This window comes from Exiguobacterium sp. E4787 (genome assembly GCF_018618375.1).
GTDB classification, from domain to species: Bacteria; Bacillota; Bacilli; order Exiguobacteriales; family Exiguobacteriaceae; genus Exiguobacterium; species Exiguobacterium chiriqhucha.
Genome location: NZ_JACSLY010000021.1, coordinates 1 through 24,092, shown reverse-complemented (window position 1 = coordinate 24,092; position 24,092 = coordinate 1). Strand labels below are relative to the sequence as shown.

Here is a 24,092-nt window from a genome sequence, read left to right as displayed (position 1 = left end):
CATAAAAAATCCCTCACTTCGGATCATGTGTCTCACACTCCATTTTCAGGTTGTCAGACTCATTATCCATTAATTTGAGGGATTTTTAATACGTTGATATAAGGGATTTTAACAGCGTTGATTACAAAAAGCGCGCTCACATTCGTGACGACGCTCATCCTCATCGCGGCATGTGCCTTTATCATGGATTACAGTCCTGCAAACCTGCTCGTCATCTCACTCGCATTGATCGTCTCGACGTTCTTTTATATCGGGATTGGGACGATTCTCGGATTGATGACGAAAACGGTCATGGAAGCCTCGCTCATCGTCATGCCGGCGTTTTTCTTCTTCTCGTTCTCGCCGATGTTGTTGGTGTACGAGGACCGCTTCTCAGTAATCGGTCTCCTCGAGTACTTACCGAACATCGTCTTGATCGACCTCGCTCATCAAATCGAGGCGGGTGCTGGACTCGGCTCTACATGGGTGGAACTTGTGATTCTGTCCACTTGGGCACTTGTCATGTTCGTCGGGAGTATTGTGATGTATAACCGGAAACAGACGGATTGAACAAGAAAGGAGCGACGAATTGAATCGTCGCTCCTTCATCAGATATTTAAAATATAACCTATCTTTTATCGTTCATGATTCTCTAGAGCCGAATGAAGAATAAATTTAAAAATCATTGCAATCCAATTATAAATATGGATATTTAGAATCTCAAAAATTTCTTCAAAATATATATTATTCGGAACTATAGAATCTCTTCTCGATGCTTTGAAATGAAATATTTTATTACGTAATTCAATAATAAAATCATGGAAAACTAAAATCTGGATAGTTAAAGAGCTGCTCTCATCGTCAAAGTTTACTACATCATCAACTTTAGAGAACCTTTTCCGAGTCAATTGTTCATTTACTTTTTTAGTTTTCTTATTTACCAAAGTTACAATTGGATGTAAAGTCCTTTTAATGTCCTCATAGTTACTTGTTTGGAAGCTAATCTCAAAACTTTGGCCATACAACTCATCAGAAATATAATCGTTTTCTAAAAAGACTTCATTTAAAAATCTTGAAAAGAAAGCTAGTTCTGCGGAGTTTGTATCATGGAAAAACTTTCTTAACTGATCGTAACTATCATAAAAATCACTAGTATTATGAATATATGTTAACGGAAATGCATATGACATATACTCATATGTTCTATATAAGTGAACAAATGCTGTTAAGTAAGATTCTCTAGTTTGGTATGTAACGAATTGCTGAATTTCAGTTGAAATATTCTTATAAAATTCTCTGTTGTTTCTAAATTCAGAGTCTAATAGATTCTGAATTTTATTTTCTTCGGTATATTTAGAAAATTCGATGATGAAATCTACCATTTCATTAACTTTCCATTCGTCATCGTCTTCTAAATCATTTGTAACAAACATATTTTGAAAAACTGAGGGTAGCTGTGGTAAAGATTCATCAGTATCTATATCATGTAATACTAAATTCCCCATAAACAATCGACAAAGTTTTAATAAGTATATTTTTTCATCACTATTAAAGTTTAAAGGTTCGTCACCAATTGCAATGAAACTATCAATTATTTTAATATCATCGTCTAATTCTACTCCAATTTTCTGTTTTACACCTTGAAAAATATTTTGAAGCATTTCTTCTGTAAAGTACTCCCTCAACATATGCATCTTCATTATTAAATCCCCAGGATATAGTCATTCCTATAGTCCTCATCCTCTAGGAATTTTTTATAATTTTTAACAACATCAGAAACTACTGTTCTTCTAACGCTTGACACTTTAACTTTAGAAGGATTGATGTTTTCAATAAACTCTTCAATAATTTCAATAATTTGCATCAATTCAGCGTAATCAATGTTTAAGAAATCATTATTGTTTGCAACTCCAACAAATAAACCAATTGAATTATTTTCATTATTGAGCCATTCTATTAAATCAATTTTGTGATAACCAAATTTGTTATTTTCAATTTTCTCAATCAAGAAATTGAATATTATGTTAAATTCAATTTCAGAATTTTTAACTTCTGAGCTAACGATTTTATCAGAAATAATCTCATTCAACTTTGATTCAATTATTTTCTGATTATCTATACTAATTGACTTAGTTGAGTAAGCCAAATAGGATTTAACTAAAATTTCTTTTTTTAGTTTACTCTTTCCGTCCCCTCTAACACTATGTTTCTCAGAATAAATAAATTGTTGATATTTTTCATCTGTCGCAATATGATCGATGGTACGATTCATCAATATTTCAATTTGGTGTCTAGCTGACATTGGTCTTTGGCCATTATTCAAGATAATCATTCTATATAATAGCTTATTAATTGAATTAGATAATATGACGTTTGCATACAGTGATGTGTTTAATTCAAATCCATCTTCTTCTGAAGCTTCTTTTAAAACACTTAATCTTTGAATACCATCCAATATGAATCCCTTATCTATATTTGTGTCGAGTAGTTCGGAAATTTCTTGAAACTCAATATTCTCATTTCCAATTAATTCTTTTAATTTTTCATCATCAAAAGCTATTGTTAATGGAGGTAAAACACAACCATCAATGATATCCTGCTTCAATCTTTTATAGTACTTTTTATTCAATGAATTTCTTTGAAAATCCAGTCGATTAATAAGTGGGAATAACTTTTCTATAGCGTATTTATAATCAATTTTTATAGTCAGATAGTCGCTATCAATCACTGAATCTTTTGTTTTGTCTAATACATTTATGTAAGTCAATATATCTCACCCTTTCAATTAAGGTTTTCTACTTTTAGACTAACCGTTTACAAATTTGATAGCAATACGACAAAGTGTTTGTATTAACTAGAACCATATAGAATTATCAATATTAAAAATCTCTTTTTGGTTAAAAACCAAAAAGAGATTTTTAATATTTTAATGCATTATCTTACATCATGCCGCCCATTCCACCCATGCCGCCCATGTCAGGCATGCCACCGCCAGCGCCTGCTGGTTCTGGCTTGTCTGCGATGACCGCTTCTGTCGTGAGGAACATGGCTGATACTGACGCTGCGTTTTGAAGCGCTGAGCGCGTCACTTTCGCCGGGTCGACGATACCGTGAGCAATCATGTCGACGTACTCGCCAGTTGCGGCGTTGTAGCCAATGCCGACTGATTCGTTCTTGAGCTTCTCGACGATGACCGAACCTTCTTCACCCGCGTTTTCCGCGATTTGACGGACCGGTGCTTCGAGAGCACGGAGGACGAGTTTAACACCTGTCGCTTCATCCGCTGTCACTTCTGCAAGCAACGCACGAACGGCTGGGATGACGTTGATGAACGCCGTACCACCACCGGCGACGATACCTTCTTCGACGGCTGCGCGTGTCGCATTGAGCGCGTCTTCGATGCGGAGCTTACGTTCTTTCAGCTCTGTCTCTGTCGCCGCGCCGACTTTGACGACGGCTACGCCGCCTGCGAGTTTCGCGAGACGCTCTTGGAGTTTCTCACGGTCGAAGTCAGATGATGTCTCTTCGATTTGGTTGCGGATTGTTTGAACGCGTGCTTTGATTGCCGCTTCGTCTCCAGCACCTTCGACGATCGTTGTCGTGTCTTTCGTGACGACGACTTTCGATGCACGTCCGAGCTGTTGAAGTGTTGCCGACTTGAGCTCGAGGCCGAGGTCTTCTGTGATGACTTGGCCGCCTGTGAGTGTCGCGAGGTCTTCGAGCATCGCTTTACGACGATCGCCGAATCCTGGTGCCTTGACCGCGACCGCGTTAAACGTACCACGGAGCTTGTTCAAGACGAGTGTCGCGAGCGCATCGCCTTCGATGTCTTCTGCGACGATGAGGATTGGTTTCCCTTGTTGCACGACTTGCTCGAGCACTGGGATGATTTCTTGGATGTTCGAAATCTTCTTATCAGTGATTAAGATGAACGGGTTGTCTAGCACCGCTTCCATCTTGTCTGAGTCAGAGATCATGTATGGTGACAAGTAACCACGGTCGAACTGCATCCCTTCGACGACGTCGAGTTCTGTCGTGAAGCCGCGTGACTCTTCGATTGTGATGACGCCGTCGTTGCCGACACGCTCCATCGCTTCAGCGATCAACTCGCCGACTTCTTCGTCCGCTGCCGAGATGGCCGCGACTTGTGCGATCGCTTCTTTCGACTCGATTGGTTTCGAGATTTCTTTCAACTCTTCGAGTGAACGACGAACTGCTTTGTCGATTCCTTTACGGAGAATCATCGGGTTTGCGCCCGCTGTCACGTTCTTGAGACCTTCACGAATCATCGCTTGAGCGAGGACTGTCGCTGTTGTCGTACCGTCCCCTGCGACTTCGTTCGTCTTCGAGGCGACTTCAGCAACGAGCTTCGCGCCCATGTTTTCGAAGTGGTCTTCGAGTTCGATTTCTTTCGCGATCGTCACGCCGTCATTCGTGATGAGCGGTGAGCCGAACTTTTTCTCAAGGACAACGTTACGTCCTTTCGGTCCGATTGTTACTTTTACCGCGTCAGCGAGTGCGTCGACACCGCGAAGCATCGCATGACGTGCATCTTCTGAGAATTTGATTTCTTTTGCCATTGTTCATTTCCCCCTAAAAAAGTTTTTGAAAAATGGTGAGTCTTAGCCTACGATTGCGAGAATGTCGCTCTCTCGAACGATTAAGTATTCTTTGCCTTCATGCTTCACTTCGGTACCCGCGTACTTCGAGTAGATGACCAAATCATTTTCTTTGACGTCGAGCGCGATCCGCTCACCTTGGTCCGTGACACGGCCTGTACCGACTGCGAGGACGCGTCCTTGTTGCGGCTTCTCTTTCGCCGTGTCAGGAAGCACGATGCCTCCGATCGTCTTTTCTTCTTTCTCCACGACTTCGATGATGACGCGATCGCCTAGTGGTTTTAACATAGAAAAAACCTCCTCCGAATATGAATGATGTATCGTTGAATCGTAAGTTTTAGCACTCATCAAAAAGGAGTGCTAACATTGATTAGTGTAGTATGAGACGACTGAAAATGCAAGCGGGAACATCAAAAAAATGCTTCTACTCGCGGTCAAGAGACCTTATTTGATACAATGGTCAAAAGGAACGTTGACTCTTAGGAATAAGGACGTGTTCAATTGGCTACACTAAACTCAAACCAATCGATAAATACCCGTTTTTCGATGGCGCCTAACATTCGGCTCCGGCATATCATCCCGATTCTGCTGTATGCGTTTGTTCAATTCTTTCCGGTATTGATTAGCGAAGTGCGCCCAGAATGGATCACGCCGACGGCAACTGGCCTCTGGTTCGCCATCGGGTTCAGTTTGACGATCGTCATCTCGATCTTCTTGCTCTGGCCCGACTTGAAGCTGTATAAGCAGCAGGGCATCCAGTCAAATTTGAACGACACGGTCAAATGGATTGGGCTCGGGATTCTCATGCAGTACGGGCTCGTCATCGTCGCCAACTTGATTGAGACGGCGATATCAGGTGACGTCATGGGGTCTCAGAACACCGAACAAATCGCGGATATCGTCCGGCTCGTCCCGGTCATGACGCTCTCGGTCGTCTTGCTCGGCCCAATCATGGAAGAGATTCTGTTCCGTCATATCTTGTTCGGCAACTTGAGCGCCCGCTTCGGGTTCTGGATTGCGTTTGCGGTCAGCTCGCTCTTGTTTGCGCTCATCCACGGGGACAACAAGATTCTCGTTTACGTGGCGATGAGCTTCGCCTTCACGGTCGCTTATGCCAAGACGCGTCGCTTGATCGTGCCAATCGCGATTCACGCGTTTAACAACGCGCTCGTCATGGTCGTATTATTCTTAATGTAGAAATGAGGTGGCATTGATGCCGCGACACTTAAAAGTTATGTTTTTGTTCAGTCTCTCATTCGGGATTCTGTTCACCGTCCTCGCCTACTACTCGGTGCAAGAGTACGGCTTCAGCTTCTGGACGTACTTCATCATCGCCGTAGCCGCGTATGACTTCTTCAAGGTATATCAGATTTTGACGCTTGCCCGAAAAGCGAAAAAAGAAAAGACCGATAAATCGGCATAACGAAAAGACCAAGCGCGCAGCTTGGTCTTTTCTTATGGATCACTTTCTCTAAAACAAAGGGTTCAAGATTGTAAAATAAAGGTATAATTAATTTGTAATAGTATAAAAATGGTAAATGGAGCTGGTGGTATGTTTAAGAAGATGATGAATAACGTAGCGGTCACAGTTCCACTCGAGGCGTCCAAACTTCAATCGTTCATAAGTCCAAAAATCCCCGAGCTGTCTGATGTGACCGTCGAGATCACCAACGGACAATTGATTTTAGCAGGGACAAAGAAAGTCGGGGTCGCTTTCTTCTCGAAAGATGTTCGGATGAAACTGACATTGGTGCCAAAAGAGACTCACGGGCGGAAAATTGTGTTCACTGTCGTGAAGGTCGAGCCTACGGATAAAGAAATCTTCAACGACAAGTTTTTAAACCACTCCCCTTATATCGCTTACGATGCCCGAACGCTGACGCTCGACTTGAGTGCGATCGGACCGCTCCAAAAAGTGAAAGTCGGAAATATCAAATCACTTGCGTTAGAAGAAGGACGTGTCGTGTTAGTCATCGGTGCATGACCACCCTCTCTGACTCATCCTGGCTCTCTTTTGAAAAAGATATCAACCTGCGTTATATTTGATAGGTTAACTATCAAATAAGGAGAGATACGATGAAGAAAGCATTTCTCGCGCTGGTCGCTTCCCTGTTTCTCGTCGCCTGCTCAAACGAAGACGACTTGTCTACGTACGAAGAGTATGGCGTGCTCGAAGAGACAATCGAAATTGCGCAGTATGAACCGAAAGTCGAGACGGACAACGACGGCAACCGCGTCATCTTATTCTATGAAGGTGAACGCGTCGCTTATAAAAGCGTCTATGTGAAAGACGAGCGTCACCTGAAAATCATCAGCACGGATGATGAGGCCCCACTTTATAACGACACGCTATGAAACACAGCCCCCTTCACGCGAAGAGAGCTGTTCTCAATTCTCGTAGTGAATTTGTTGCTCATGTTGTAGGCGATACGTGATCAAGTGCTCGCTCTCTAGCGCCTCATGGAACAACGATACGGCCGTGATTTGATTGTTGTTATACGTCCGGTAGTAATAGATGCCATCGTCGGCGTTGCAACATGAGGAATAGATCGTGTACTCATACGTCCCATCCCCGGCCTCGTTCAAGCCCCGCGTTTGCATCACCGTATCCAACAGTTTGAAAAATTGACCGACCGCGGACGCCTCGGTCGGTTCGCAGACCGAGTTGAAGGTAGCGAACGTTGCCCGGACGAAGCGTGATGTCGACGATAAGTCACCCGGCAAGCCCTGTCCGCCTAATCCGAGACAATAGGCATCGAGATTCAATGTCGGCGCGAACGTATTGGCCGGCAGTTTCGTCGAGACGTGCCGATAATCATTCAGATTGAACAGCTGATACTCGAACGACGGATTGTTCGTCAAGACGCCGACTGGATTGTCGTACATGCGCAACCCGTCCGCCATCGGCTCGACGACAATCGAGGCATCTCTGTCGGCGATGATCCAGTGTAGCGGGTGAAGCGGGAGCGCGTCACTGAAGTTGAGATTGATCAGATGAATCGTCGCGAGCCGTTTTTTCGCTTCCTCAATCGTCGCGCACTGCCCGAGGATCCACGGAATGAATTCGAACGGAGAGATGTTGTCTCTTCCGTCGACTTCCGGCTTGAATACTGCATTCCCTGGGAAGTTCAGCCCGGCCATGCTGAGCCCTTTTTCATTCGTCGCTTCGTAATAGAGCGGGTAGTCTTCCACGACGGTCGCCATCCCGATCATTGCGTAATGGTTCGTATTCTCGCCCATCCGTCTGAAGTTGAACGGATAGTGTCGGGGGGTGATCGTCACTTGCTCGTGATAGGACACGTTCAGGTCTAAGTTTCTGCCGAAGTAGTGGGCGTGCGGAGCGTACGTGATTGCTGTACACATAACAAAACTCCTTCCGATCCAATGCAGACAATAACAACACTCTTTGTCCTATTCACGTTTTCAACTGACATCAACCATAAGAAAAAACGATGAGGCGTGTGCCACATCGTTCTTCATGTTAATTCAGTTCGGTCTTAACCGTTGTGTCTGTCATGAAAACCCAAAGTCCAATCCCTTTTAATCCGCATACGAACGCCAACCCATAATACATGAGTGCTTCGAGCGAGTAGGTCAACGTATCCATGAAGAACGAGACGAAGAGTCCAATCATCAAGGCAACGACGACACCTCGTAATGTCAGTTCACTTGATTCGCGTCAGATGGCACGAGATGCTTCCTCACCAAGTGTCGCCGCGACGTCACGGCGCCACGCATAAAACAGAGTCGCAGCCAGCGCCAAAGTCATATCTGGCACGTTACCACCTAAGACATCCATGATGGTGAGCCCGAGCATAATGAACATCCCGAGTTTAAATGCATCTTCATTTGTATAGCTCACTCGAGGTTTCAAGAACTTGTTCATAGGACGATGAACCCCACCGTCAACAGACCATATACGAAACCGAGCACGATCACACTGATGGCGATTGATTTATATTGCGGATACTTATGTAAGACGACCGCTCCGGCGATCACGTGAATAAACGCGACGATGAACGTCACAATCGCAAAACCCATTCGGTTGTTCCTCGCTTCCAAAAATAAATAATAGAAAATCATGGGAATTCATCCGTTTCCCGGTACAATAAAGACTGCATTCATTATATCAATTTTTGGAAAGAAGGCACATCACATCATGAATTATTCACGTATCGATTTATCGACAGAGGAAATGCTCCTCGTCAACAGCGAAGTCGAGAAAAAGAAGCGCAATCTCGTCGTCGCGTACTTGCTTTGGTTCTTCCTCGGCGGTTTCGGCGCACACCGTTTCTACTTTAAAAAGACAGGTAGCGCCCTTGGGATGCTAGCTCTTACGGTTGGTTCAATCATCCTTACCGTCGTCTTGATTGGTTTCGTTGGATTGTTCGTAGCAGGCATTTGGGCGCTCGTCGACGCGTTCCTCATGCCAGGCTGGCAACAACGCGAAGTCGAAGCGATCGAGCGCGAGACGATTGAATCGTTGAAGACTCGCTCTGAGCGTCAAGCTGCCTTTTAACGACCAAGACGGTCACGCCAACGCGTGACCGTCTTTTCTATTAAAAACTATTCTCTTTCAAGTAGAACGCAAAGTTCCGGTGCTTCCGTTCTTTCGTCGCGTAATGAATCCATAACCACGCGAGCGACTCGAGTTCTCGCGCCAGTTTCAAGTGACGCAGCGTATGGGCGTCGAAACCAATCTTCGAGGCAAGGTCTTGAACGGCTCGGACCGACTCTTGCTCGTCTCCGGCGATGAACATCATCGACATGTTCGGGTTCTCCAAGTTCTCGACGCCGGTCTGGTTGAACGCCTTGACGATGCGGACGTGTGACGCAAGTTCTTGCAGATGCTCGGCCCCCGATTTCCCTTCCGGCCGCTCGATCGAATCAAACTCTTTGGCAATCGGATTCGTCACATCGATGACAATCTTGTCGTCCAAGTCCCGGAGCGATTGAATCAAATCGACGGCCGCCGCGAACGGCGTCGTCAATAACAAAATCTGTGCGTTCGACGCCACTTCTTGGAGCGACATCGTCCCCTCGCGCTCCGAGCGCGTCCCGTACAACACTTCATATCCGACATCTTCGAACTTGCGCCCGAGCGTCCGTCCGACTTTCCCTGCTCCTAAAATACCAATCTTCATATAGTCCGACTCCCCTTCACAGTTCTTCGTCTGCGTGCCGTAGCCTTTCTCTTACCCCTTCCCCGGCTTCAGACGAAGAAAAACCTGTGTGCATTGTACGCTTGTCGCCAATTTATATGGTAAAATTTTCATATCATAGTTGAGATAGGAGCCACGCTTATGCAACGTCCGCTTCGAAAATCTGCCACGAACCGCTCACTCTTTGGTGTCTGCGGCGGCATCGCTGAATACTTCGACCTGTCCCCGCTCGGTGTACGTCTGCTCTTTTTGATTGTGCCGGGGAACGTCCTCATCTATATGATTCTCGCCAACTCGATGAAGGACGCCCCACGCTATCTATAAAAAAACTCGGAAGCCGCGGCTCCCGAGTTTTTTTATGCGTTGACTTTATCTTTCATCGCCGCGAGCGCCCCACTGTTGATGAAGTGCCATGGCTTGTTGTAGTGCGGTTGGAAGAAGAAGTCGACATAGGCGAGCTCTTCAACCGTCATCTCGTTTTGGATGGCGAGCGACAACGTGTTGACCGCTTGCGTCATGTCCGCTTTCGAGAGGACTTGTCCGCCGACGACGCGGTGTGTGCCGACTTCATAGACGAGTTTGAACTGAACCGGTTCAGCCGTCGGCATGAACTCCGGACGGTACGCATCCTCAATCACAACACTCTCAACGTCGAGGCCGAACAGTCCAGCTGCTTCTTCTGTAAGTCCAGACGAGGCAATGTTCCAATCGTAGAGACGGAGACCTGACGTTCCTTGCGTCCCTTGATAACGGACACGCGGTGCGATCAAGTTCTCGGCGACGAGCGTTCCCATGCGGACGGCGTTCGTCGCGAGCGGGATGTAGGCATGTGTGCGCGCCGGGTTGTAATAGACGGCACAGCTGTCACCAGCCGCGAAGACGTCCGGGTTGCTCGTGCGCATATATTCGTCGACGATAATGGCGCCGTTGCCGAGCATGTCGACTTGGCCTTGAAGGAGTCCCGTGTTTGGGCGGAAGCCGACACAGAGGATGACGAGGTCGGCCTCGAACTCACCTTTATCGGTCACGACGTGCGTGACGTTTCCATCTGTCCCATGGAACGCTTCGACCGTCTGGCCGAGTTCGAGGTCGATGCCGCGTGACGTCATGTCTGCCTCGAGTTGGTCTGTGAACGACTTGTCGAGATACTTGTTCAAGATGCGGTCGGCACTATCGATGAACGTGACGTGTTTGCCGTACACTTCGAACGCCTCGACGAGCTCGACACCGATATAGCCGGCACCGATGACGGCGATGTTCGTCGCGTCTTTTGCCCGCTCGATGATGCGTTGGGCGTGGCCATAGTTTTTGCAGAGCTCAATCCCAGTCATCTCGATGCCAGGAAGCGTCGGGACGATCGGCCATGAACCAGTCGTGACGATCAAACGGTCGAACGTGTCATAGACGTCTTCTCCCGTGTCGAGGTTTTTCGCATGGACCGTCTTCGCTTCCGTATCGATGTTCAACACGTCGTGCTTCATGCGCATTGTCGCGCCGAGTTCTTCGAGTTCGGTCGGTGACGCGTAAAAGAGCTCTTCCGCACGTTTGACGACACCGCCGACGTGGAGGGCGATCCCACATGAGAGGAAGCTGACGTTGTCGTTCCGCTCATACACCGTGATGTCGAGATTGTCGTGCTTGGCGAGTAATCCTTTGACTGCTGCTGTTCCTGCGTGTGTACATCCGATGACTGCGATTTTCATATGGTTGTCTCTCCTTTGAGTGTTAGGTAAGTTAGTGTTTGTGATAAATATCACATTTACTTTCTGAACTTAGTGTACTATTTCACAAGAAGGTTTGACAATCCCTTTGCTCACTTTTTCACGTAATTATGTCTAAAGTTTGAACGGCTGGTGTGACAACAAAAAAACCGCTCCGCAACCGGAACGGTTCATTCATGAATGGGTCGTGCGTCTTGCTTTAAACCAGTGGTAAGTGACGACGCCGATATAGGTGAGGAGGCCGATCACGTACAGACTGAAGCCAATAAAAATCCACCCCAGCGCGTCCCAACCACGGACGCAGACGAGTCCGATGATACACGATACGTATCCCGCGAGGAGCAACATCAACGAGAAGACGAGGCTTCGCCTGAATCGCGATTTCAAAAAGTTCAGTCCGGCAATCAGCAACATTGTCGTCAACACGCCGATGATGATGAGTTCATCCCCGTAGTACTCCCAAGCCATCGCTTCTCCCCCTGACTGATGTTTAAGTAGTTTTATCGTATCACGTGGGTCCAGTGTTTATCTTGTTGTTAAAAACATTTATTTCCAATCATAAAAAAAGCATCGTCCCATTAAAGAACGATGCTTACTTCTCATTCATTTGTTTCATCAAATCGACTTGCTCTTTCACCATCGCCTCTTTCTCACGTCGGAGCACGCCCCGGTACGTGATGCGTGAAATCGATAAACTGATCTCATACAAGAAAAAGAGAGGCAGTGACACCATGAGGTGCGACGTCAAATCCGGCGGCGTGATGAAGGCCGCGATGACGAATAAGGCGAAGTAGGCGTACTTCCTGATTTTTGAGAGGAAGTACGGTGTCACGACACCGATGCGCGTCAAGAACATCGTCACGACCGGCAACTGGAACAACAGTCCGAATGGAATGGTCAGTTGCAGCAAGAACGTGAAGTAGTTCGACGCCCCGATGATTTGCGTCAGCCCAAGGTCTTGCCCGAGGTCCGTCGAGATATCGAGGACGAGCGGGAACAACCAATAGTAGGCGAACGCGAGACCGATCAAGAACAAGATGAAGATGATCGGGATATACGCGAGCGTCGCTTTCCGCTCATTCGGGTGCAGACCAGGTGCGACGAACGCCCACAGTTGATACAGTAGAAACGGACCGGACGCGACGAGCCCGATGACGAGCGCCAAGTTCAAGTAAATCATGAGCGGGTCCGCGACCCCAAAGGCGTTCAGTTCGAGCCCTCGTTCGACGAGGTCCGCCTGCAGATAGGCGAGCACGTATTTGACACTCGGCAAAGCGATCAAAAAGAAGGCAAAGACGACAAATGCCGACAGCATCAGTCGTCTCCGCAGCTCTGTCAAGTGATCGGACAGCGCCCGCTCTTGATCAGGTTGATGATTCATGATTACTGCTCTTTCTTCTCAAGTTCTTTCTTATCTTTCTCGTCATGTTCGTTCATCATGCCGTTTGTGGCATTTTTGAACTCACGGAGCGTTTGTCCGGCGGCGCGTCCGAATTCAGGCAATTTCTTCGGCCCGAAGATGATGAGCGCGACGATGGCGATAATGAAGATACTCGCTCCCCCAGGAATACCGACGACGAGCAACGATGATAGTAATTCCATTATTGATGGACCCCCTCAGCAGATGGATAGTGTTGCATAAAGTAAATGAGCGACTGGAGTTCGATCGACAAGTCGATATGATGGACGCGGACCGTGTCCGGCACAGTAAGCCTGGCCGGTGTGAAGTTCAAGATGCCTTTGATGCCGAAGCGGACCAAGTCATCCGCGACAGGCTGCGCATAGGTAGACGGCACCGTTAAGATGGCGACATCAATCTTGTTTTGTTTCATGATCTGTTCCATCTCATCCACGTGATGAATCGGGACACCGGACATCGTCGTGCCGACTTTTGTCTCGTCTGCGTCGAACCCGACGACGATATGTGTGTTATTGTTTTTAAGGAAGTTGTAGTTGACGAAAGCTGTCCCAAGATGACCAACCCCGACTAAGGCGACGTTCGTAATCTCGTCCTGATTCAGTGTCTTACGGAAAAAGTCTAACAGATACTGTACGTTATAGCCATATCCCTTTTTCCCGAGCGCACCGAAGTACGAGAAATCGCGACGAATCGTGGCCGAATCGACCTTGACCGCCTCGCTCAGTTCAGCAGAAGAGACACGCTGTTTTCCTGATGAATGTAGGCTTTGGATAAACCGATAGTATAGTGGCAACCGTTTGGCTGTCGCTTGCGGAATCTTTGGTTCGTTTTGACTCAACGGAAAGAGCCTCCTTTTTACGACGCGTTTCAAACGAATCTAATTTCATACACCTTGATTGTAAACGAATTCACATGACCACTCAATGAATATACCTGAAAAGGGGAAGAAATAAAGTATACTAAATAGAGAGAAAGGGGTTTTTTCACTTGATCCTACTGCAAGTCAATAACTTATCGAAATCATTCGGCGTCGAGCCGATTTTAGAGAACGTCAAACTCGAGATTCAAGAAGGCGAACGCGTCGCGCTCGTCGGCCGTAACGGTGCCGGCAAGTCGACACTGCTCAAAGTCATCGCCGGGGAATACAACTACGACTCGGGCGATATCATGAAGCCGAAAGACGTCACCATCGGCTACCTGGCCCAAGATTCAGGGTTAGAGTCGAACGAGACGATGTGGAACGAAATGTTGACTGTCTTCACCGATTTAATCGAACAAGAAAAGACGCTGCGCCGCATGGAGCAAGACATGGGTTCCGAGCGCATCTTGAACGACCCGGCCGCCTATGAGCGCCTCTTGTCGTCTTACGATGAAGAACAGCATACGTTTAAAGACCGTGGCGGCTATCAATATGAGGCGACGATCCGCTCTGTCCTTCACGGGATGCGGTTCTATCCGGACGACTTCGAACGCCGCATCGATACGCTCTCCGGCGGACAACGGACACGCCTCGCCCTCGCGAAGATGCTGCTCCAGAGTCCAGACCTGCTCATCTTGGATGAGCCGACGAACCACTTGGACATCGAGACGCTCGGTTGGCTCGAGAAGTATTTGAGCGGCTATAAAGGCGCCGTCCTCATCGTCTCCCACGACCGCTACTTCCTCGACCGCGTCGTCTCGGTCGTCTATGAGTTGTCGCGCCACCGGAGCCGTCGCTTCGTCGGCAACTACACGAAGTACCTTGAACAGAAGGCTGCCATTTACGAGCAAGAGAAGAAACAGTTCGAGTCGCAACAAGAAGAGATTGCCAAGATGCAGGATTTCATTCAGCGTAACATCGCCCGGGCGACAACGACGAAGCGGGCCCAGAGTGTCCGTAAACGGCTCGAGAAAGTCGACCGGATGGAAGCGCCGGACGGTGATGAGCGCAGCGCCGTCCTCTCGTTCTCAATCAAACGTCAAAGCGGGAACGACGTATTGAGCGGCAGCGACCTCGCCATCGGCTATGAAGAACCGATCGCCCAAAATCTCCGCTTCCAATTGCAGCGCGGCGAATCGGTCGCCCTCGTCGGCCCGAACGGAGTCGGCAAATCAACGCTCCTGAAAGTGTTGACGAAACAACAGCCGCCCCTTACCGGTGACATCCGCTACGGCACCGGCGTCGAGATTGGCTACTACGACCAGGAGCAACAGAACTTGTCGGACGCCAACCGTGTCATCGACGAGATTTGGAACGACTGGCCGCTCATGCGCGAACAAGAAGTGCGGAGTCTGCTTGGACAGTTCCTGTTCAGCGGTGACGATGTCATGAAACGTGTCCATGAACTGTCGGGTGGTGAACGGGCCCGCTTGACGCTCGCGAAACTAAAGCTCGAGCAACCGAACTTGCTCATCTTGGATGAGCCGACGAACCACTTGGACCTCGATTCGAAGATGATTCTCGAGAACGCCCTCGTCGACTATCCGGGCACAATTCTGTTCGTGTCGCACGACCGCTACTTCATCGATCGGCTCGCGACGCGCGTCTTAGAGATCACGCCGAACGGCATCGACGAGTATCTCGGCGATTATTCATATTACGTCGAGAAGAAAGAAGAACTCGAAGACCTGGCCCGACTCGCCCGCGAAGAGACGAAACAAGTCATCGTCAAGAAGCAGCGCGCCGACAAGGAACAGCAACGTGAGGAACGCCGGATGAAACAACGGATCGAGGAAATCGAGCTCACCATCGAACAACACGAGGCCCGTCTCGAGGAAATCGAGCAGCTCTTGTGTGAACCGGACGTCTTCAACGACTTCGCTCGGGCGCAGGAACTGTCGACCGAGTCCGATGCGACGAAAGAATCGATCACGGCACTGTATGCAGAATGGGAGGAGCTCCATTCATGATGCGATTCCGTGCGATGCGAATCGAATGGATGCATGCTTTCCTGACCGGTCTCGCCTATATCGTGCCGACGGGGACGGAATTCGTATCCGAACTGATTCGTGGGGAGCCGACGGTCGTCCCGTCGTTCCTGTTTTATTTCTTGCCGGTCGTCATCGGCTTCATCATCCAGACGTGGAGCGGGATTGTGATCAGCTTGTTGAGCGGCCTGCTCATGAGCACGCTGTTCATCCGCCTCGTCGTCTGGCCGGTCGATGTGACCGTGCACAGCTTTTACACCCCAGGCTCAGTGTGGGGACACTTCTATCAGTCAACGCTCCTCATGTGGCTGCTCGCCCTGCTCGTCTTCATCGTGAGTTGGGTGAATATGTGGCACAAACAGAACAAACATCATCCGGACGTATAAAAAAGGGAAGCCGTCTCCAAGTTGGAGACCGGCTTCCCTTTTAACAGTTAGAAATAACGTAGCGGTTGGAACCCGCGGGTATGGAAGTCGAGCTTGAGCCCGTCTTCCGTGATAAAGAACACGTACTCGTTCGTATCGACGTCACGGACGAACACTTTATAGAACGTGAGCGCCTCCTCACGGTTCGTCACATACTTCGCCTCATGCGTCGAGATGACTTGCGCGAACAGTTGCTCTTCGTCAAACTCGTTGACGATATCCTCGAACTTGGCCGCTTCCTCTTCGGTCGCTTCCCGGCCCGGGCCAATCTCATAATACGCGTCGCTCGCTTTCGGTTGGACGCCGAGATTGCGGTCGACGACGATGACACTCTCGATGTCCTGATCGTCTAGGCTCTTATAACCGTACAACGTCTCGACGAGCGTGTTCTCACCTGTGACCCGGCCGATGCCTTCGATTGATTCCGCTCCCGTGAGCGACCGGACGCGTGTCGCTTCCGGTACGATTTCTTCTTGATAAGCGATATTATAAGCGCGGATAATCTCTCGTACTTGCAAAAACGTCGCGACGACGAGCAGTACGACCAGACCTCCAATGATGATGCGTTTCGTCATGTCTCTATTTCCCCCTAGACTGTCATGCTCTCTTCTAAGGATAACCCAGGAACCGCATTCATCGCCAGTGTATCGCGCTTTCCGCGCACATACGCGTGGTGTGCCGCCACCCCAATCATACCGGCGTTGTCTCCGCATAGATCAAGTGGTGGGATGACGAGGCGGATGCCTTCGCGGTCCGTCGCTTCTTGAAGCGCAGCACGGAGTCCACGATTGGCCGCAACGCCACCTGCGACGAGAAGTTGTTTCGCGCCTTTTTCGTTTACGGCACGAATCGCTTTCTCGACGAGCACTTCGACAACGCTCGCTTGGAAACTGGCCGCCAAGTTTTCTGGGATGACCGTCTCCCCACGCTGTTCGGCGTTATGGACGGCATTGATGACTGACGACTTGAGCCCGCTGAAACTGAAGTCAAAACTTCCTGCTTCGAGCCGGACCCGTGGGAACTTATACGTGTCTTCCCCGTTAGCCGCGAGACGGTCGATGGCCGGGCCACCCGGGTAAGGCAGGCTGAGCGTCCGTGCGACTTTGTCGTACGCTTCTCCGGCCGCATCGTCACGCGTCTCACCGATGACTTCAAACACACCGTGCTCGGGCATATAGACGAGCTCCGTATGTCCTCCTGAAACGACGAGACAGACGAGTGGGAACTCCATCTCTTCAACGAGTTCGTTCGCGTAAATATGTCCGGCGATATGGTGGACGCCGATGAGCGGTTTACTATGGGCGAATGCGAGTGCCTTAGCCGCACTGATGCCGACGAGCAGCGCCCCGACGAGACCTGGTCCTTGCGTGACCGCGACGGCGTCGACGTCTTGCATCGTCACGCCGGCTTCACTGAGGGCGTCGTCGATGACGTACGTGATTCGTTCGACGTGGTGGCGCGAGGCGACCTCGGGCACGACCCCACCGAACCGTTTATGACTTTCAATCTGCGACGAGACGACGTTCGATAAAAGTGTCTTGCCGTCACGCACTAGCGCGACTGACGTCTCATCACAGCTCGACTCAATCGCGAGAATGAGCGATGTGTTCATTCTGTTTCACTTCCTAACTTCGCCCAGTAGATATAGGCGTCTTCATTATTGTCTTGATAATACCGTTTCCGGCGACCGGCGTTTTCGAAACCGAACTGTTCATACAGCTTTTGGGCACCGATATTCGAGACGCGCACTTCGAGCGTGAGCGCCGCCAGTGACTTCGAGCGAGCAAATTCAACGAGTTGCGTCAATAGCAGATTGCCGATGCCTTGCCCGCGATATTCCGGTAGGACGGCAATGTTCGTAATATGTCCTTCGTCCACGATTTGCCAGACGCCGACGAATCCGACGACGCGACGTTCATGGACGGCGACAAAATAGACGGCCTGCTCATTCTTGAGCATCTCGTTCATGAACGCTTCTTTCGTCCATGGGATGGCGAAGGACGCTTCTTCGACTTTGGTCACTTCCTCGACGTCGAGCCAATTCATACGGCGAATTTTAATGTCAGCCATTGTTTTGTCCCTCGAGCCATTTCGCTTCCGCTTCAGCGAGGCGGAGATACTCAGGTTCAAACGCATGGACATCGTCCGTCACGTCACCTAAGGCGACGAGATCGCTCGCACGTCCATAGCTGTGAGCAGCCGGGGCTTCTGTATAGTCGTAAGACGCGAGCGCGTCACGGAACGGCTCGACGTCACCGACGACGACAAACGGTCCTGTCATATTAGCTTCAAGCCAAGTTACGACAGAGGCGTGACAATCCGGTGAGACGGCCTCGTTCTGTTGATAGTGGCCGATATAGGCATTGCCACGGCGGGCGTCGATGAGTGAGACGACCGGGAGCTCCGTGTTCGGCGCCGCCGCCATGAGACGGAGTGCCGAAACCCCGACGAGCGGGAGTTGGAGCGTGTAGGCGAGCGTCTTCGCGGTCGTGACACCGATGCGGATGCCCGTATACGATCCAGGCCCCGTCGTCACGACGATGCGCTCGAGCTCGGTCGGTGTCCATTTGACCGCGTTCATCAGTTGTTCAATCATCGGCATAAGCGTGACGGCATGGTTTTTCGAGACCATGACCGTCGCTTCGGCTTGGATTTGTCCGTGTTCACTGAGGGCGACGGATAGACGTGTCGTCGACGTGTCCATCATCAATTGCTTCATGCGAGCACCTCCTTCACGAGCGCATCGTATGCGTCACCGACGGGCGCGAACGTCAGTTGACGCTCCTCGTCCCCGATCCGCTCGATGGTGATAGCAAGCCGCTCCGTCGGAAGCGATGACTCGATCAAGTTTGACCATTCGACGATGGCGACTCCATCGCCGTTGATATATTCTTCAAGGCCGATATCGTCCCCTGTGTCTTCGAGACGATAGACGTCCATATGATAGAGCGGCAAGCGCCCCTGATACTGCTTCATGATCGTGAACGTCGGGCTGTTGACGTTGCGCGTGACACCGAGACCTTTGCCAAAGCCTTGGGTGAACGTCGTCTTCCCGGCACCGAGGTCTCCGTTCAACGTTATGACCGTCCCGGCTTTGACGAGTGTGGCCAACTTCTCTGCCACTGCCTGCGTCTCGGCCGCAGAATGGGTAATCAATGTATACATGATGTTTCTCCTTTAGTCGGTTCTAGCGATACGTACTCATTGTACACTCAATTTTACGCAAAAAAAAACACGAAACGTCATCGTTTCGCTATCTCATTTAAAAAATTGGTTGCGGGGGCTGGATTTGAACCAACGACCTTCGGGTTATGAGCCCGACGAGCTACCAGACTGCTCCACCCCGCGACGACATATGAAATTAAATAAAAATTGGTTGCGGGGGCCGGATTTGAACCGACGACCTTCGGGTTATGAGCCCGACGAGCTACCAGACTGCTCCACCCCGCGATGGTTTGAATTGTTTCGACATCCTCTATAATAAGTGAAGTAGTTATATAATGCAACCTTTTTCTTCATGTTTTTTCAGAATTGGAATCGGGAACATTTTAGAGAGTACAATTTATAAGAGAAAAGGAGCGCGACCGTCATGTCGAAATGGGGTAATCGCTTTAAAAAATGGTTCTTTTCCGAACTGGACGCATCCGTCTATTTTCACACCTTCCCGTTCATTCCGAACGAGACCGTCCATGGAACACTGCGGGTGTTGAACACCACTTCGCATGTCGTGCGGCTGCAAGAGTTGACGCTCAATTTTATGACGACGTTCAAAGATATCACGCTCGAAGGCAACGAGTTTAATCGGGAGGCCGACTTGCAAGAAGTCCCAATCGCCCTATCGGCCGTGCTCGAACCAGGTGCTGAAGAACACATCCCGTTCACGTTCGATTTGACGATGTATGCCCCCTCCACCGCCGGAGCTCCATATAGCGTCGAAGCGACCGTTTGGGACACCGATGGAAAACGGGTCTGGTTCGATGTCATCGAGAAAGTCGAAGTCGAACCGCTCCCTGCCTTGAAACGATTATTGGAGGCGACTGAACACGCCGGGCTCGAACTCATGTTCGTCCGTAACGTCATCGACCCAATCGGAGAAGAACGACCGTATCCGTTCGTCGAGAAATACGGATTCAAACCGGTCGGTGATTGGGCCGACGAATTTGAAGTCGTCAAATCGTTTTGGCGGGTCGACGAAGATGGGGTCGATGTGTATTACTGGCTCGACAATATCGAGAAGCAGCGTACGCTCGAGTCGATCGCCAATGACGTCACGATGCGCCATCGCTCGCTCACCTGGGACCAACTCGAGCGCGAGCAAGACCGGCTCGGCCTCGGCATTCAAGAGACGTTACGCAGCCATCGCTCATGAAGAACGGTGGTTTTCAATTGTCCAAATATCATTACTCGTCGAGACGATGGTTTGGAACTTCTCGCGCTGCGGATGCATGAACAGCTCGTATTGGAGTCGACGCTCGTCGTGTGACGCCTTTAAGTACGCGATGTCCATTCCTCGTTGTTGGACGTCGCGCACGGAACGTCGCGCAAACTCGGTGTCGCTGTCGGTATATAGATAAACCGACACATCCCACCAATCAGATGCAAGAAACGCGACGCTCATGCCTTCGATGATCGTGATCTGCTTTGTCGAGTCAATCCACGTTCGTTCAAGGTATGGAACGTCAATCGTATAGAAGCCGATGCCTTCACGTACCATGCGGACATCACGCTCAAGTGACAGCAAGTGGTGTGCCGCCGGATGACAGGCTGTCATCTTGTAATGATGTGCCTGCCCGTCGACCTTGTAATCGAGCATGGCACTTTTCCGTAACGTCGAGTCCGTGATATATGGGTCGGTGTTAATGTAGTTCACGTCTCCAAGACTCGCTCGTAAAGCGTCAGCGAATGTCGACTTCCCCGCACCCCCGTGCCCTGAGATGCCAATAATCGTGCGGTGCTCGCGCTTGACCTGGGCAACAATTCTATCAATCAATTCATTCATACTGCTCCCCCTTTTGATACACTTTATACAGAAAGGAAGTGTACCAATCCGATGTCAACTTGTCCATTTTGTCATCCGCAACTAGATCCGTCTCAGACGATTGTCGCCGAGAATGAGACATGTTACTTTTTGATGAACGACCGTGAGCAGGACGTGCTCGTCGGCTCTGGCGTCATCGTCCCGAAACAACATCGCGCAACGACGTTCGACCTCACGCCTTCGGAATGGCACGATACATATGTATTGCTTCACGAAGCGAAGTCATTCCTCGAGGAGACATATGGCCCTGACGGCTATACGCTCGGTTGGAATGTGGGTACCGCTTCAAATCAAACAGTTCCGCATGCTCACTTGCACGTCATCCCTCGTTACGCCGACGGCCCGCACGCGGGTAAAGGATTACGTCATTGGTTGAAACGACCAGAATGACCAAACAGCTCATCGTGTGAGGATGAGCTGTTTTCGTTTCGTTTCGGTTTCTTCAAGTTGTCGCTCCAGCCGTTCCACTTCTCTCGTCATTTTCTCGATGAGTTGAGTGATTTCACGGTCAAGACCTTTTACCTTGTCGAGCGAATCATTGATTCGTCCATGCATCGTCCACTCGGAAAAGATATCATCGAGGAAGTAGTCAGCGAATTGAATGAGCGAACCGCGTTCAATGTGTAAGCCGCTGACAACTCCTTTCACATCAGCCAATTCCCGCGAGAAGCGCTCAAGCGCAGCTTGAAGTTCATGCATCTTCCGTTCCGAAGCATCGATGGCGTCATGTTTCATTGCAGTCGCAATCAATCCACCTCCAAAGAACGTATCATACGTCGACCAACCTTTCGCACTATCGAGATGTTTGAGTGTTTTGGAAATGGCCGTTCGCGCTGAGTTCCCGGCAACGATAGCTTCTTTATATTCAACAACTAACTCGGTCATTTTCACCTGTTGATCCGTGAGGCGATATAACTCTTCCCTAACAGTAGAATCTTGCTTCAAATGAGTTTCCTTCTCTTTTATGAACGTTTCCCATTCCGCGTCAATTCCATTATAGGTCTCAAACGTCTCATATAAGTCACGACGTTCAAGCGCTAACTCATCCAACATCGCCTCGTGTTCCCGTAATTTCAATTCGGCCCGGGCCGCCTCTTCCAACTCAATCGTTTTTTGTTCGTTGAATGTTCCCCGGAGCTTACGCCACGCATTGACGAGCGAGAATGAATCTAAGTCGTAGACGTCACGCTGTTCCTTCGTGAACGAATTGAGAAGTTGTTTTCGTACAGCTTCGTGTTCGGCAATTTGTTTATCGAGTGTCTTTAATTTACGAGCGAGTCGGTCCCGTTCGGCCATCTGTTGTTGTAAGTCGTGCTGTGTTTGGTAGAGATCACTCATAGCGTTTCATTCCTCCCGTTTCTTTTCGATGATGTTCCAACAGATCTTTGACGTTCACCCCGTCAATCGTTAAGCCATCAATCGATGAGTCCTCGATGCGGACACCATCGAGCCGACAGTTTTCAAAGATTGTGTTCGTCAGATTCGTATGGAAAAACGTCGTCGGTCTCCCTGACTCGTACATGGTGACGAAACGATACTGAGAACCGGATAGATTCAAATCATCGAACTCCGTCTCCCTGAAGTTGATATTCCGAAATTGACTCTTCGTGAAATTACAGTTGCTTGCCTGAAGCTCTGAGACATTACTATTCGTTATGGAGACACGGCTCGCATCCACCCCATACGCTTGAGCACCTGTGATTGAACGCTCTTCATAGCGCAATACCATGTAATCTGTTCGTTGTTGCACTCGCTTGACGAAACAAACTTCTTCATCTGATTCGAAGACGGATTGATAACCAGCAGCCCGATAAAATGCTACGTTGTTAGGTTGGGCTGTGGATGTCTCCAACTCCCAAATTCGAACAGTCGGATGAAGCTTCTCGATTGACTGTAGTGCCTGTTTCCCAATCCCTTTACCTTGTCTGTATGGGTGAATAAAGATGCGGTCAATCCGTCCGTAATCTTGCCCTGTCAACGTCACGACGGCTCCCCCGATGACTTGTCCTTCAAGCTCGATGACATAGCATACCAGTTGTTCAATCAAGTACAGGCTCATCGCCTCGTCATCATAACCGGGTGGCTCAATATTTAAGTCCCGGTATGGCAACCGGAGACGATCTGCCTCTTGTTTGAAACTCGCCCGTGAGACCTCAGTAAACATTCTCTGGTCCGAGGCTGTGGCTCTACGTATGTACATGATGATTTCCCCCTCTTCACGTTTTTATACGAGAAGAGAGATGTAAAGGTTTCGGGAACGACAAAAAGGACGATTGAGCAGATGCTCAATCGTCCTTTGCGTTGGCCTAGCAACGTCCTATCCTCACAGGGGGAGACCCCCAACTACTTTCGGCGCTGAAGTACTTAACTTCCGTGTTCGGCATGGGAACGGGTGTGACCACTTCGCTGTCGCCACTAGACAATTATTATATTAGCATATCGATTAGGATATAGCAATACTATTAGGTAATTTTGTTTAAAATAATCACATAAAGAAAGACGACCGAGCGGATGCTCGATCGTCTTTCGCGTTGGCCTGGCAACGTCCTATCCTCACAGGGGGAGACCCCCAACTACTTTCGGCGCTGAAGCGCTTAACTTCCGTGTTCGGCATGGGAACGGGTGTGGCCGCTTCGCCATCGCCACCAGACATAGAGAGATCGTTCTCTCAAAACTGAAGACTCATCAATTCACACAAACCATTAGACTAGATCAAAGCCTCGACCGATTAGTATCATTCAGCTCCACACGTCGCCGTGCTTCCACCCATGACCTATCTACCTCATCGTCTCTGAGGGGTCTTTCTTGATTGCTCAAAGGG

General features: G+C 49.3%; 32 protein-coding genes, 2 tRNA genes, 3 rRNA genes and 1 pseudogene. 11 read left to right on the top strand and 27 right to left on the bottom strand.

Annotation, left to right across the window (positions count from 1 at the left end; all coding sequences use genetic code 11):
- Positions 1–117: 117 nt before the first annotated feature.
- A complete protein-coding gene (locus KNP80_RS15360) occupies positions 118–549 on the top strand; it encodes a hypothetical protein (protein WP_251132410.1) in 432 nt (143 codons plus the stop codon).
- 65 nt (positions 550–614) lie between these two features.
- Here KNP80_RS15360 and KNP80_RS15355 read toward each other — a convergent pair whose 3' ends face one another.
- The 4 genes from KNP80_RS15355 to groES form a co-directional block, all read right to left on the bottom strand.
- Positions 615–1,679 carry a hypothetical protein gene (locus KNP80_RS15355; RefSeq protein WP_214835067.1) on the bottom strand — a complete coding sequence of 355 codons (1,065 nt, stop codon included), beginning with the start codon at positions 1,677–1,679 and terminating at the stop codon, positions 615–617.
- A gap of 2 nt (positions 1,680–1,681) precedes the next feature.
- Complete coding sequence (locus KNP80_RS15350; protein WP_214835066.1) at positions 1,682–2,746, bottom strand: hypothetical protein; 1,065 nt, start codon at positions 2,744–2,746, stop codon at positions 1,682–1,684.
- 172 nt (positions 2,747–2,918) lie between these two features.
- Positions 2,919–4,559 carry a chaperonin GroEL gene (gene groL / locus KNP80_RS15345; protein WP_131472786.1) on the bottom strand — a complete coding sequence of 547 codons (1,641 nt, stop codon included), beginning with the start codon at positions 4,557–4,559 and terminating at the stop codon, positions 2,919–2,921.
- Between the two features lie 42 nt (positions 4,560–4,601).
- Entirely contained in the window at positions 4,602–4,886 is a 285-nt protein-coding gene (gene groES, locus KNP80_RS15340) for a co-chaperone GroES (RefSeq protein WP_021065365.1), read from the bottom strand.
- Between the two features lie 258 nt (positions 4,887–5,144).
- Here groES and KNP80_RS15335 point away from each other — a divergent pair, with 258 nt between their 5' ends.
- From KNP80_RS15335 to KNP80_RS15320, 4 genes are all read left to right on the top strand, one after another.
- Positions 5,145–5,795 carry a CPBP family intramembrane glutamic endopeptidase gene (locus KNP80_RS15335; RefSeq protein ID WP_214835065.1) on the top strand — a complete coding sequence of 217 codons (651 nt, stop codon included), beginning with the start codon at positions 5,145–5,147 and terminating at the stop codon, positions 5,793–5,795.
- Between the two features lie 16 nt (positions 5,796–5,811).
- A complete protein-coding gene (locus KNP80_RS15330; RefSeq protein WP_021065367.1) occupies positions 5,812–6,021 on the top strand; it encodes a YdiK family protein in 210 nt (69 codons plus the stop codon).
- A 129-nt stretch (positions 6,022–6,150) separates the two neighbouring features.
- Positions 6,151–6,582, top strand: a complete 432-nt coding sequence (locus tag KNP80_RS15325; RefSeq protein WP_214835064.1) for a hypothetical protein — start codon at positions 6,151–6,153, stop codon at positions 6,580–6,582.
- A gap of 92 nt (positions 6,583–6,674) precedes the next feature.
- Positions 6,675–6,953 carry a hypothetical protein gene (locus KNP80_RS15320; protein WP_058765584.1) on the top strand — a complete coding sequence of 93 codons (279 nt, stop codon included), beginning with the start codon at positions 6,675–6,677 and terminating at the stop codon, positions 6,951–6,953.
- 33 nt (positions 6,954–6,986) lie between these two features.
- Here KNP80_RS15320 and bsh read toward each other — a convergent pair whose 3' ends face one another.
- The 4 genes from bsh to KNP80_RS15300 all read right to left on the bottom strand — a co-directional run bounded on the left by bsh (position 6,987) and on the right by KNP80_RS15300 (position 8,660).
- The gene (gene bsh / locus KNP80_RS15315; RefSeq protein ID WP_214835063.1) at positions 6,987–7,961 is read right to left on the bottom strand and encodes a choloylglycine hydrolase; all 975 of its coding nucleotides are present in this window, start codon (positions 7,959–7,961) and stop codon (positions 6,987–6,989) included.
- Positions 7,962–8,079: 118 nt separating this feature from the next.
- On the bottom strand, positions 8,080–8,235 hold the full coding sequence (locus KNP80_RS15310) for a hypothetical protein (RefSeq protein ID WP_214835062.1): 156 nt from the start codon (positions 8,233–8,235) through the stop codon (positions 8,080–8,082).
- A gap of 42 nt (positions 8,236–8,277) precedes the next feature.
- Positions 8,278–8,484: a hypothetical protein gene (locus KNP80_RS15305; protein WP_214835061.1), complete on the bottom strand. Its 207-nt coding sequence runs from the start codon at positions 8,482–8,484 to the stop codon at positions 8,278–8,280.
- Positions 8,481–8,660, bottom strand: a complete 180-nt coding sequence (locus KNP80_RS15300; RefSeq protein WP_214835068.1) for a hypothetical protein — start codon at positions 8,658–8,660, stop codon at positions 8,481–8,483. Before KNP80_RS15300 ends, KNP80_RS15305 begins: the two co-directional genes overlap by 4 nt.
- A gap of 97 nt (positions 8,661–8,757) precedes the next feature.
- On the opposite strand from KNP80_RS15300, the gene KNP80_RS15295 reads away from it, so the two are divergent.
- Positions 8,758–9,117: a TM2 domain-containing protein gene (locus tag KNP80_RS15295; RefSeq protein WP_214716034.1), complete on the top strand. Its 360-nt coding sequence runs from the start codon at positions 8,758–8,760 to the stop codon at positions 9,115–9,117.
- A 40-nt stretch (positions 9,118–9,157) separates the two neighbouring features.
- On the opposite strand, the pseudogene KNP80_RS15290 reads toward KNP80_RS15295, so the two are convergent.
- Positions 9,158–9,745, bottom strand: a pseudogene (locus tag KNP80_RS15290) (NADPH-dependent F420 reductase); the annotation flags it as partial.
- 156 nt (positions 9,746–9,901) lie between these two features.
- On the opposite strand from KNP80_RS15290, the gene KNP80_RS15285 reads away from it, so the two are divergent.
- On the top strand, positions 9,902–10,084 hold the full coding sequence (locus tag KNP80_RS15285) for a PspC domain-containing protein (protein ID WP_034815538.1): 183 nt from the start codon (positions 9,902–9,904) through the stop codon (positions 10,082–10,084).
- 32 nt (positions 10,085–10,116) lie between these two features.
- Here KNP80_RS15285 and KNP80_RS15280 read toward each other — a convergent pair whose 3' ends face one another.
- The 5 genes from KNP80_RS15280 to KNP80_RS15260 form a co-directional block, all read right to left on the bottom strand.
- Positions 10,117–11,463, bottom strand: coding sequence for an FAD-dependent oxidoreductase (locus KNP80_RS15280; protein ID WP_214835059.1), 1,347 nt, complete (start codon positions 11,461–11,463; stop codon positions 10,117–10,119).
- A 192-nt stretch (positions 11,464–11,655) separates the two neighbouring features.
- A complete protein-coding gene (locus tag KNP80_RS15275; protein WP_214835058.1) occupies positions 11,656–11,949 on the bottom strand; it encodes a hypothetical protein in 294 nt (97 codons plus the stop codon).
- Positions 11,950–12,073: 124 nt separating this feature from the next.
- Complete coding sequence (gene tatC / locus KNP80_RS15270) at positions 12,074–12,862, bottom strand: twin-arginine translocase subunit TatC (RefSeq protein ID WP_214833876.1); 789 nt, start codon at positions 12,860–12,862, stop codon at positions 12,074–12,076.
- 2 nt (positions 12,863–12,864) lie between these two features.
- Positions 12,865–13,083 carry a twin-arginine translocase TatA/TatE family subunit gene (locus KNP80_RS15265; RefSeq protein ID WP_021065382.1) on the bottom strand — a complete coding sequence of 73 codons (219 nt, stop codon included), beginning with the start codon at positions 13,081–13,083 and terminating at the stop codon, positions 12,865–12,867.
- On the bottom strand, positions 13,083–13,739 hold the full coding sequence (locus tag KNP80_RS15260) for a redox-sensing transcriptional repressor Rex (RefSeq protein ID WP_021065383.1): 657 nt from the start codon (positions 13,737–13,739) through the stop codon (positions 13,083–13,085). Before KNP80_RS15260 ends, KNP80_RS15265 begins: the two co-directional genes overlap by 1 nt.
- Before the next feature lie 149 nt (positions 13,740–13,888).
- On the opposite strand from KNP80_RS15260, the gene KNP80_RS15255 reads away from it, so the two are divergent.
- Both KNP80_RS15255 and KNP80_RS15250 read left to right on the top strand, forming a co-directional pair.
- Entirely contained in the window at positions 13,889–15,790 is a 1,902-nt protein-coding gene (locus KNP80_RS15255; protein ID WP_214833873.1) for an ABC-F family ATP-binding cassette domain-containing protein, read from the top strand.
- Positions 15,787–16,194, top strand: coding sequence for a hypothetical protein (locus tag KNP80_RS15250; RefSeq protein WP_214716533.1), 408 nt, complete (start codon positions 15,787–15,789; stop codon positions 16,192–16,194). The genes KNP80_RS15255 and KNP80_RS15250 overlap by 4 nt, the downstream gene beginning before the upstream one ends.
- Before the next feature lie 47 nt (positions 16,195–16,241).
- Here KNP80_RS15250 and KNP80_RS15245 read toward each other — a convergent pair whose 3' ends face one another.
- The 7 genes from KNP80_RS15245 to KNP80_RS15215 all read right to left on the bottom strand — a co-directional run bounded on the left by KNP80_RS15245 (position 16,242) and on the right by KNP80_RS15215 (position 19,683).
- Positions 16,242–16,808: a hypothetical protein gene (locus KNP80_RS15245; RefSeq protein WP_214720078.1), complete on the bottom strand. Its 567-nt coding sequence runs from the start codon at positions 16,806–16,808 to the stop codon at positions 16,242–16,244.
- A gap of 14 nt (positions 16,809–16,822) precedes the next feature.
- Positions 16,823–17,845, bottom strand: coding sequence for a tRNA (adenosine(37)-N6)-threonylcarbamoyltransferase complex transferase subunit TsaD (tsaD, locus tag KNP80_RS15240; protein ID WP_214720077.1), 1,023 nt, complete (start codon positions 17,843–17,845; stop codon positions 16,823–16,825).
- Complete coding sequence (rimI, locus tag KNP80_RS15235) at positions 17,842–18,303, bottom strand: ribosomal protein S18-alanine N-acetyltransferase (protein WP_214835057.1); 462 nt, start codon at positions 18,301–18,303, stop codon at positions 17,842–17,844. Before rimI ends, tsaD begins: the two co-directional genes overlap by 4 nt.
- Positions 18,296–18,952 carry a tRNA (adenosine(37)-N6)-threonylcarbamoyltransferase complex dimerization subunit type 1 TsaB gene (gene tsaB, locus KNP80_RS15230; RefSeq protein WP_214720075.1) on the bottom strand — a complete coding sequence of 219 codons (657 nt, stop codon included), beginning with the start codon at positions 18,950–18,952 and terminating at the stop codon, positions 18,296–18,298. The genes rimI and tsaB overlap by 8 nt, the downstream gene beginning before the upstream one ends.
- Positions 18,949–19,398 carry a tRNA (adenosine(37)-N6)-threonylcarbamoyltransferase complex ATPase subunit type 1 TsaE gene (tsaE, locus tag KNP80_RS15225; RefSeq protein WP_214716513.1) on the bottom strand — a complete coding sequence of 150 codons (450 nt, stop codon included), beginning with the start codon at positions 19,396–19,398 and terminating at the stop codon, positions 18,949–18,951. Before tsaE ends, tsaB begins: the two co-directional genes overlap by 4 nt.
- Positions 19,399–19,504: 106 nt before the next feature.
- Positions 19,505–19,581, bottom strand: a tRNA-Met gene (locus KNP80_RS15220).
- A 25-nt stretch (positions 19,582–19,606) separates the two neighbouring features.
- Positions 19,607–19,683 (bottom strand) — tRNA-Met (locus KNP80_RS15215).
- A 139-nt stretch (positions 19,684–19,822) separates the two neighbouring features.
- Here KNP80_RS15215 and KNP80_RS15210 point away from each other — a divergent pair.
- Positions 19,823–20,602: a sporulation protein gene (locus tag KNP80_RS15210; protein WP_214835056.1), complete on the top strand. Its 780-nt coding sequence runs from the start codon at positions 19,823–19,825 to the stop codon at positions 20,600–20,602.
- Here KNP80_RS15210 and KNP80_RS15205 read toward each other — a convergent pair.
- Complete coding sequence (locus KNP80_RS15205) at positions 20,597–21,232, bottom strand: uridine kinase family protein (protein ID WP_214720073.1); 636 nt, start codon at positions 21,230–21,232, stop codon at positions 20,597–20,599. The genes KNP80_RS15210 and KNP80_RS15205 overlap by 6 nt on opposite strands.
- A gap of 51 nt (positions 21,233–21,283) precedes the next feature.
- Here KNP80_RS15205 and KNP80_RS15200 point away from each other — a divergent pair, with 51 nt between their 5' ends.
- On the top strand, positions 21,284–21,661 hold the full coding sequence (locus KNP80_RS15200) for an HIT family protein (protein WP_214720072.1): 378 nt from the start codon (positions 21,284–21,286) through the stop codon (positions 21,659–21,661).
- Between the two features lie 9 nt (positions 21,662–21,670).
- Here KNP80_RS15200 and KNP80_RS15195 read toward each other — a convergent pair whose 3' ends face one another.
- The 5 genes from KNP80_RS15195 to KNP80_RS15175 form a co-directional block, all read right to left on the bottom strand.
- Positions 21,671–22,609: a coiled-coil domain-containing protein gene (locus KNP80_RS15195; RefSeq protein ID WP_214720071.1), complete on the bottom strand. Its 939-nt coding sequence runs from the start codon at positions 22,607–22,609 to the stop codon at positions 21,671–21,673.
- Complete coding sequence (locus KNP80_RS15190; RefSeq protein WP_214835055.1) at positions 22,602–23,471, bottom strand: GNAT family N-acetyltransferase; 870 nt, start codon at positions 23,469–23,471, stop codon at positions 22,602–22,604. Before KNP80_RS15190 ends, KNP80_RS15195 begins: the two co-directional genes overlap by 8 nt.
- Before the next feature lie 104 nt (positions 23,472–23,575).
- A 5S ribosomal RNA gene (gene rrf / locus KNP80_RS15185) occupies positions 23,576–23,691 on the bottom strand.
- 114 nt (positions 23,692–23,805) lie between these two features.
- Positions 23,806–23,921, bottom strand: a 5S ribosomal RNA gene (gene rrf / locus KNP80_RS15180).
- A gap of 58 nt (positions 23,922–23,979) precedes the next feature.
- A 23S ribosomal RNA gene (locus KNP80_RS15175) occupies positions 23,980–24,092 on the bottom strand; the annotation flags it as partial.

Excerpts from the sequence above, each read along its gene's own strand:
- KNP80_RS15355 (WP_214835067.1), bottom strand. The coding sequence starts at position 1,679 with ATGAAGATGCATATGTTGAGGGAGTACTTTACAGAAGAAATGCTTCAA.
- groL (WP_131472786.1), bottom strand. The coding sequence starts at position 4,559 with ATGGCAAAAGAAATCAAATTCTCAGAAGATGCACGTCATGCGATGCTT.
- groES (WP_021065365.1), bottom strand. The coding sequence starts at position 4,886 with ATGTTAAAACCACTAGGCGATCGCGTCATCATCGAAGTCGTGGAGAAA.
- KNP80_RS15335 (WP_214835065.1), top strand. The coding sequence starts at position 5,145 with ATGGCGCCTAACATTCGGCTCCGGCATATCATCCCGATTCTGCTGTAT.
- KNP80_RS15330 (WP_021065367.1), top strand. The coding sequence starts at position 5,812 with ATGCCGCGACACTTAAAAGTTATGTTTTTGTTCAGTCTCTCATTCGGG.
- KNP80_RS15325 (WP_214835064.1), top strand. The coding sequence starts at position 6,151 with ATGTTTAAGAAGATGATGAATAACGTAGCGGTCACAGTTCCACTCGAG.
- KNP80_RS15320 (WP_058765584.1), top strand. The coding sequence starts at position 6,675 with ATGAAGAAAGCATTTCTCGCGCTGGTCGCTTCCCTGTTTCTCGTCGCC.
- bsh (WP_214835063.1), bottom strand. The coding sequence starts at position 7,961 with ATGTGTACAGCAATCACGTACGCTCCGCACGCCCACTACTTCGGCAGA.
- KNP80_RS15305 (WP_214835061.1), bottom strand. The coding sequence starts at position 8,484 with ATGAACAAGTTCTTGAAACCTCGAGTGAGCTATACAAATGAAGATGCA.
- KNP80_RS15295 (WP_214716034.1), top strand. The coding sequence starts at position 8,758 with ATGAATTATTCACGTATCGATTTATCGACAGAGGAAATGCTCCTCGTC.
- KNP80_RS15285 (WP_034815538.1), top strand. The coding sequence starts at position 9,902 with ATGCAACGTCCGCTTCGAAAATCTGCCACGAACCGCTCACTCTTTGGT.
- KNP80_RS15280 (WP_214835059.1), bottom strand. The coding sequence starts at position 11,463 with ATGAAAATCGCAGTCATCGGATGTACACACGCAGGAACAGCAGCAGTC.
- KNP80_RS15275 (WP_214835058.1), bottom strand. The coding sequence starts at position 11,949 with ATGGCTTGGGAGTACTACGGGGATGAACTCATCATCATCGGCGTGTTG.
- tatC (WP_214833876.1), bottom strand. The coding sequence starts at position 12,862 with ATGAATCATCAACCTGATCAAGAGCGGGCGCTGTCCGATCACTTGACA.
- KNP80_RS15265 (WP_021065382.1), bottom strand. The coding sequence starts at position 13,083 with ATGGAATTACTATCATCGTTGCTCGTCGTCGGTATTCCTGGGGGAGCG.
- KNP80_RS15250 (WP_214716533.1), top strand. The coding sequence starts at position 15,787 with ATGATGCGATTCCGTGCGATGCGAATCGAATGGATGCATGCTTTCCTG.
- KNP80_RS15245 (WP_214720078.1), bottom strand. The coding sequence starts at position 16,808 with ATGACGAAACGCATCATCATTGGAGGTCTGGTCGTACTGCTCGTCGTC.
- tsaD (WP_214720077.1), bottom strand. The coding sequence starts at position 17,845 with ATGAACACATCGCTCATTCTCGCGATTGAGTCGAGCTGTGATGAGACG.
- rimI (WP_214835057.1), bottom strand. The coding sequence starts at position 18,303 with ATGGCTGACATTAAAATTCGCCGTATGAATTGGCTCGACGTCGAGGAA.
- tsaB (WP_214720075.1), bottom strand. The coding sequence starts at position 18,952 with ATGAAGCAATTGATGATGGACACGTCGACGACACGTCTATCCGTCGCC.
- tsaE (WP_214716513.1), bottom strand. The coding sequence starts at position 19,398 with ATGTATACATTGATTACCCATTCTGCGGCCGAGACGCAGGCAGTGGCA.
- KNP80_RS15210 (WP_214835056.1), top strand. The coding sequence starts at position 19,823 with ATGTCGAAATGGGGTAATCGCTTTAAAAAATGGTTCTTTTCCGAACTG.
- KNP80_RS15205 (WP_214720073.1), bottom strand. The coding sequence starts at position 21,232 with ATGAATGAATTGATTGATAGAATTGTTGCCCAGGTCAAGCGCGAGCAC.
- KNP80_RS15200 (WP_214720072.1), top strand. The coding sequence starts at position 21,284 with ATGTCAACTTGTCCATTTTGTCATCCGCAACTAGATCCGTCTCAGACG.
- KNP80_RS15195 (WP_214720071.1), bottom strand. The coding sequence starts at position 22,609 with ATGAGTGATCTCTACCAAACACAGCACGACTTACAACAACAGATGGCC.
- KNP80_RS15190 (WP_214835055.1), bottom strand. The coding sequence starts at position 23,471 with ATGTACATACGTAGAGCCACAGCCTCGGACCAGAGAATGTTTACTGAG.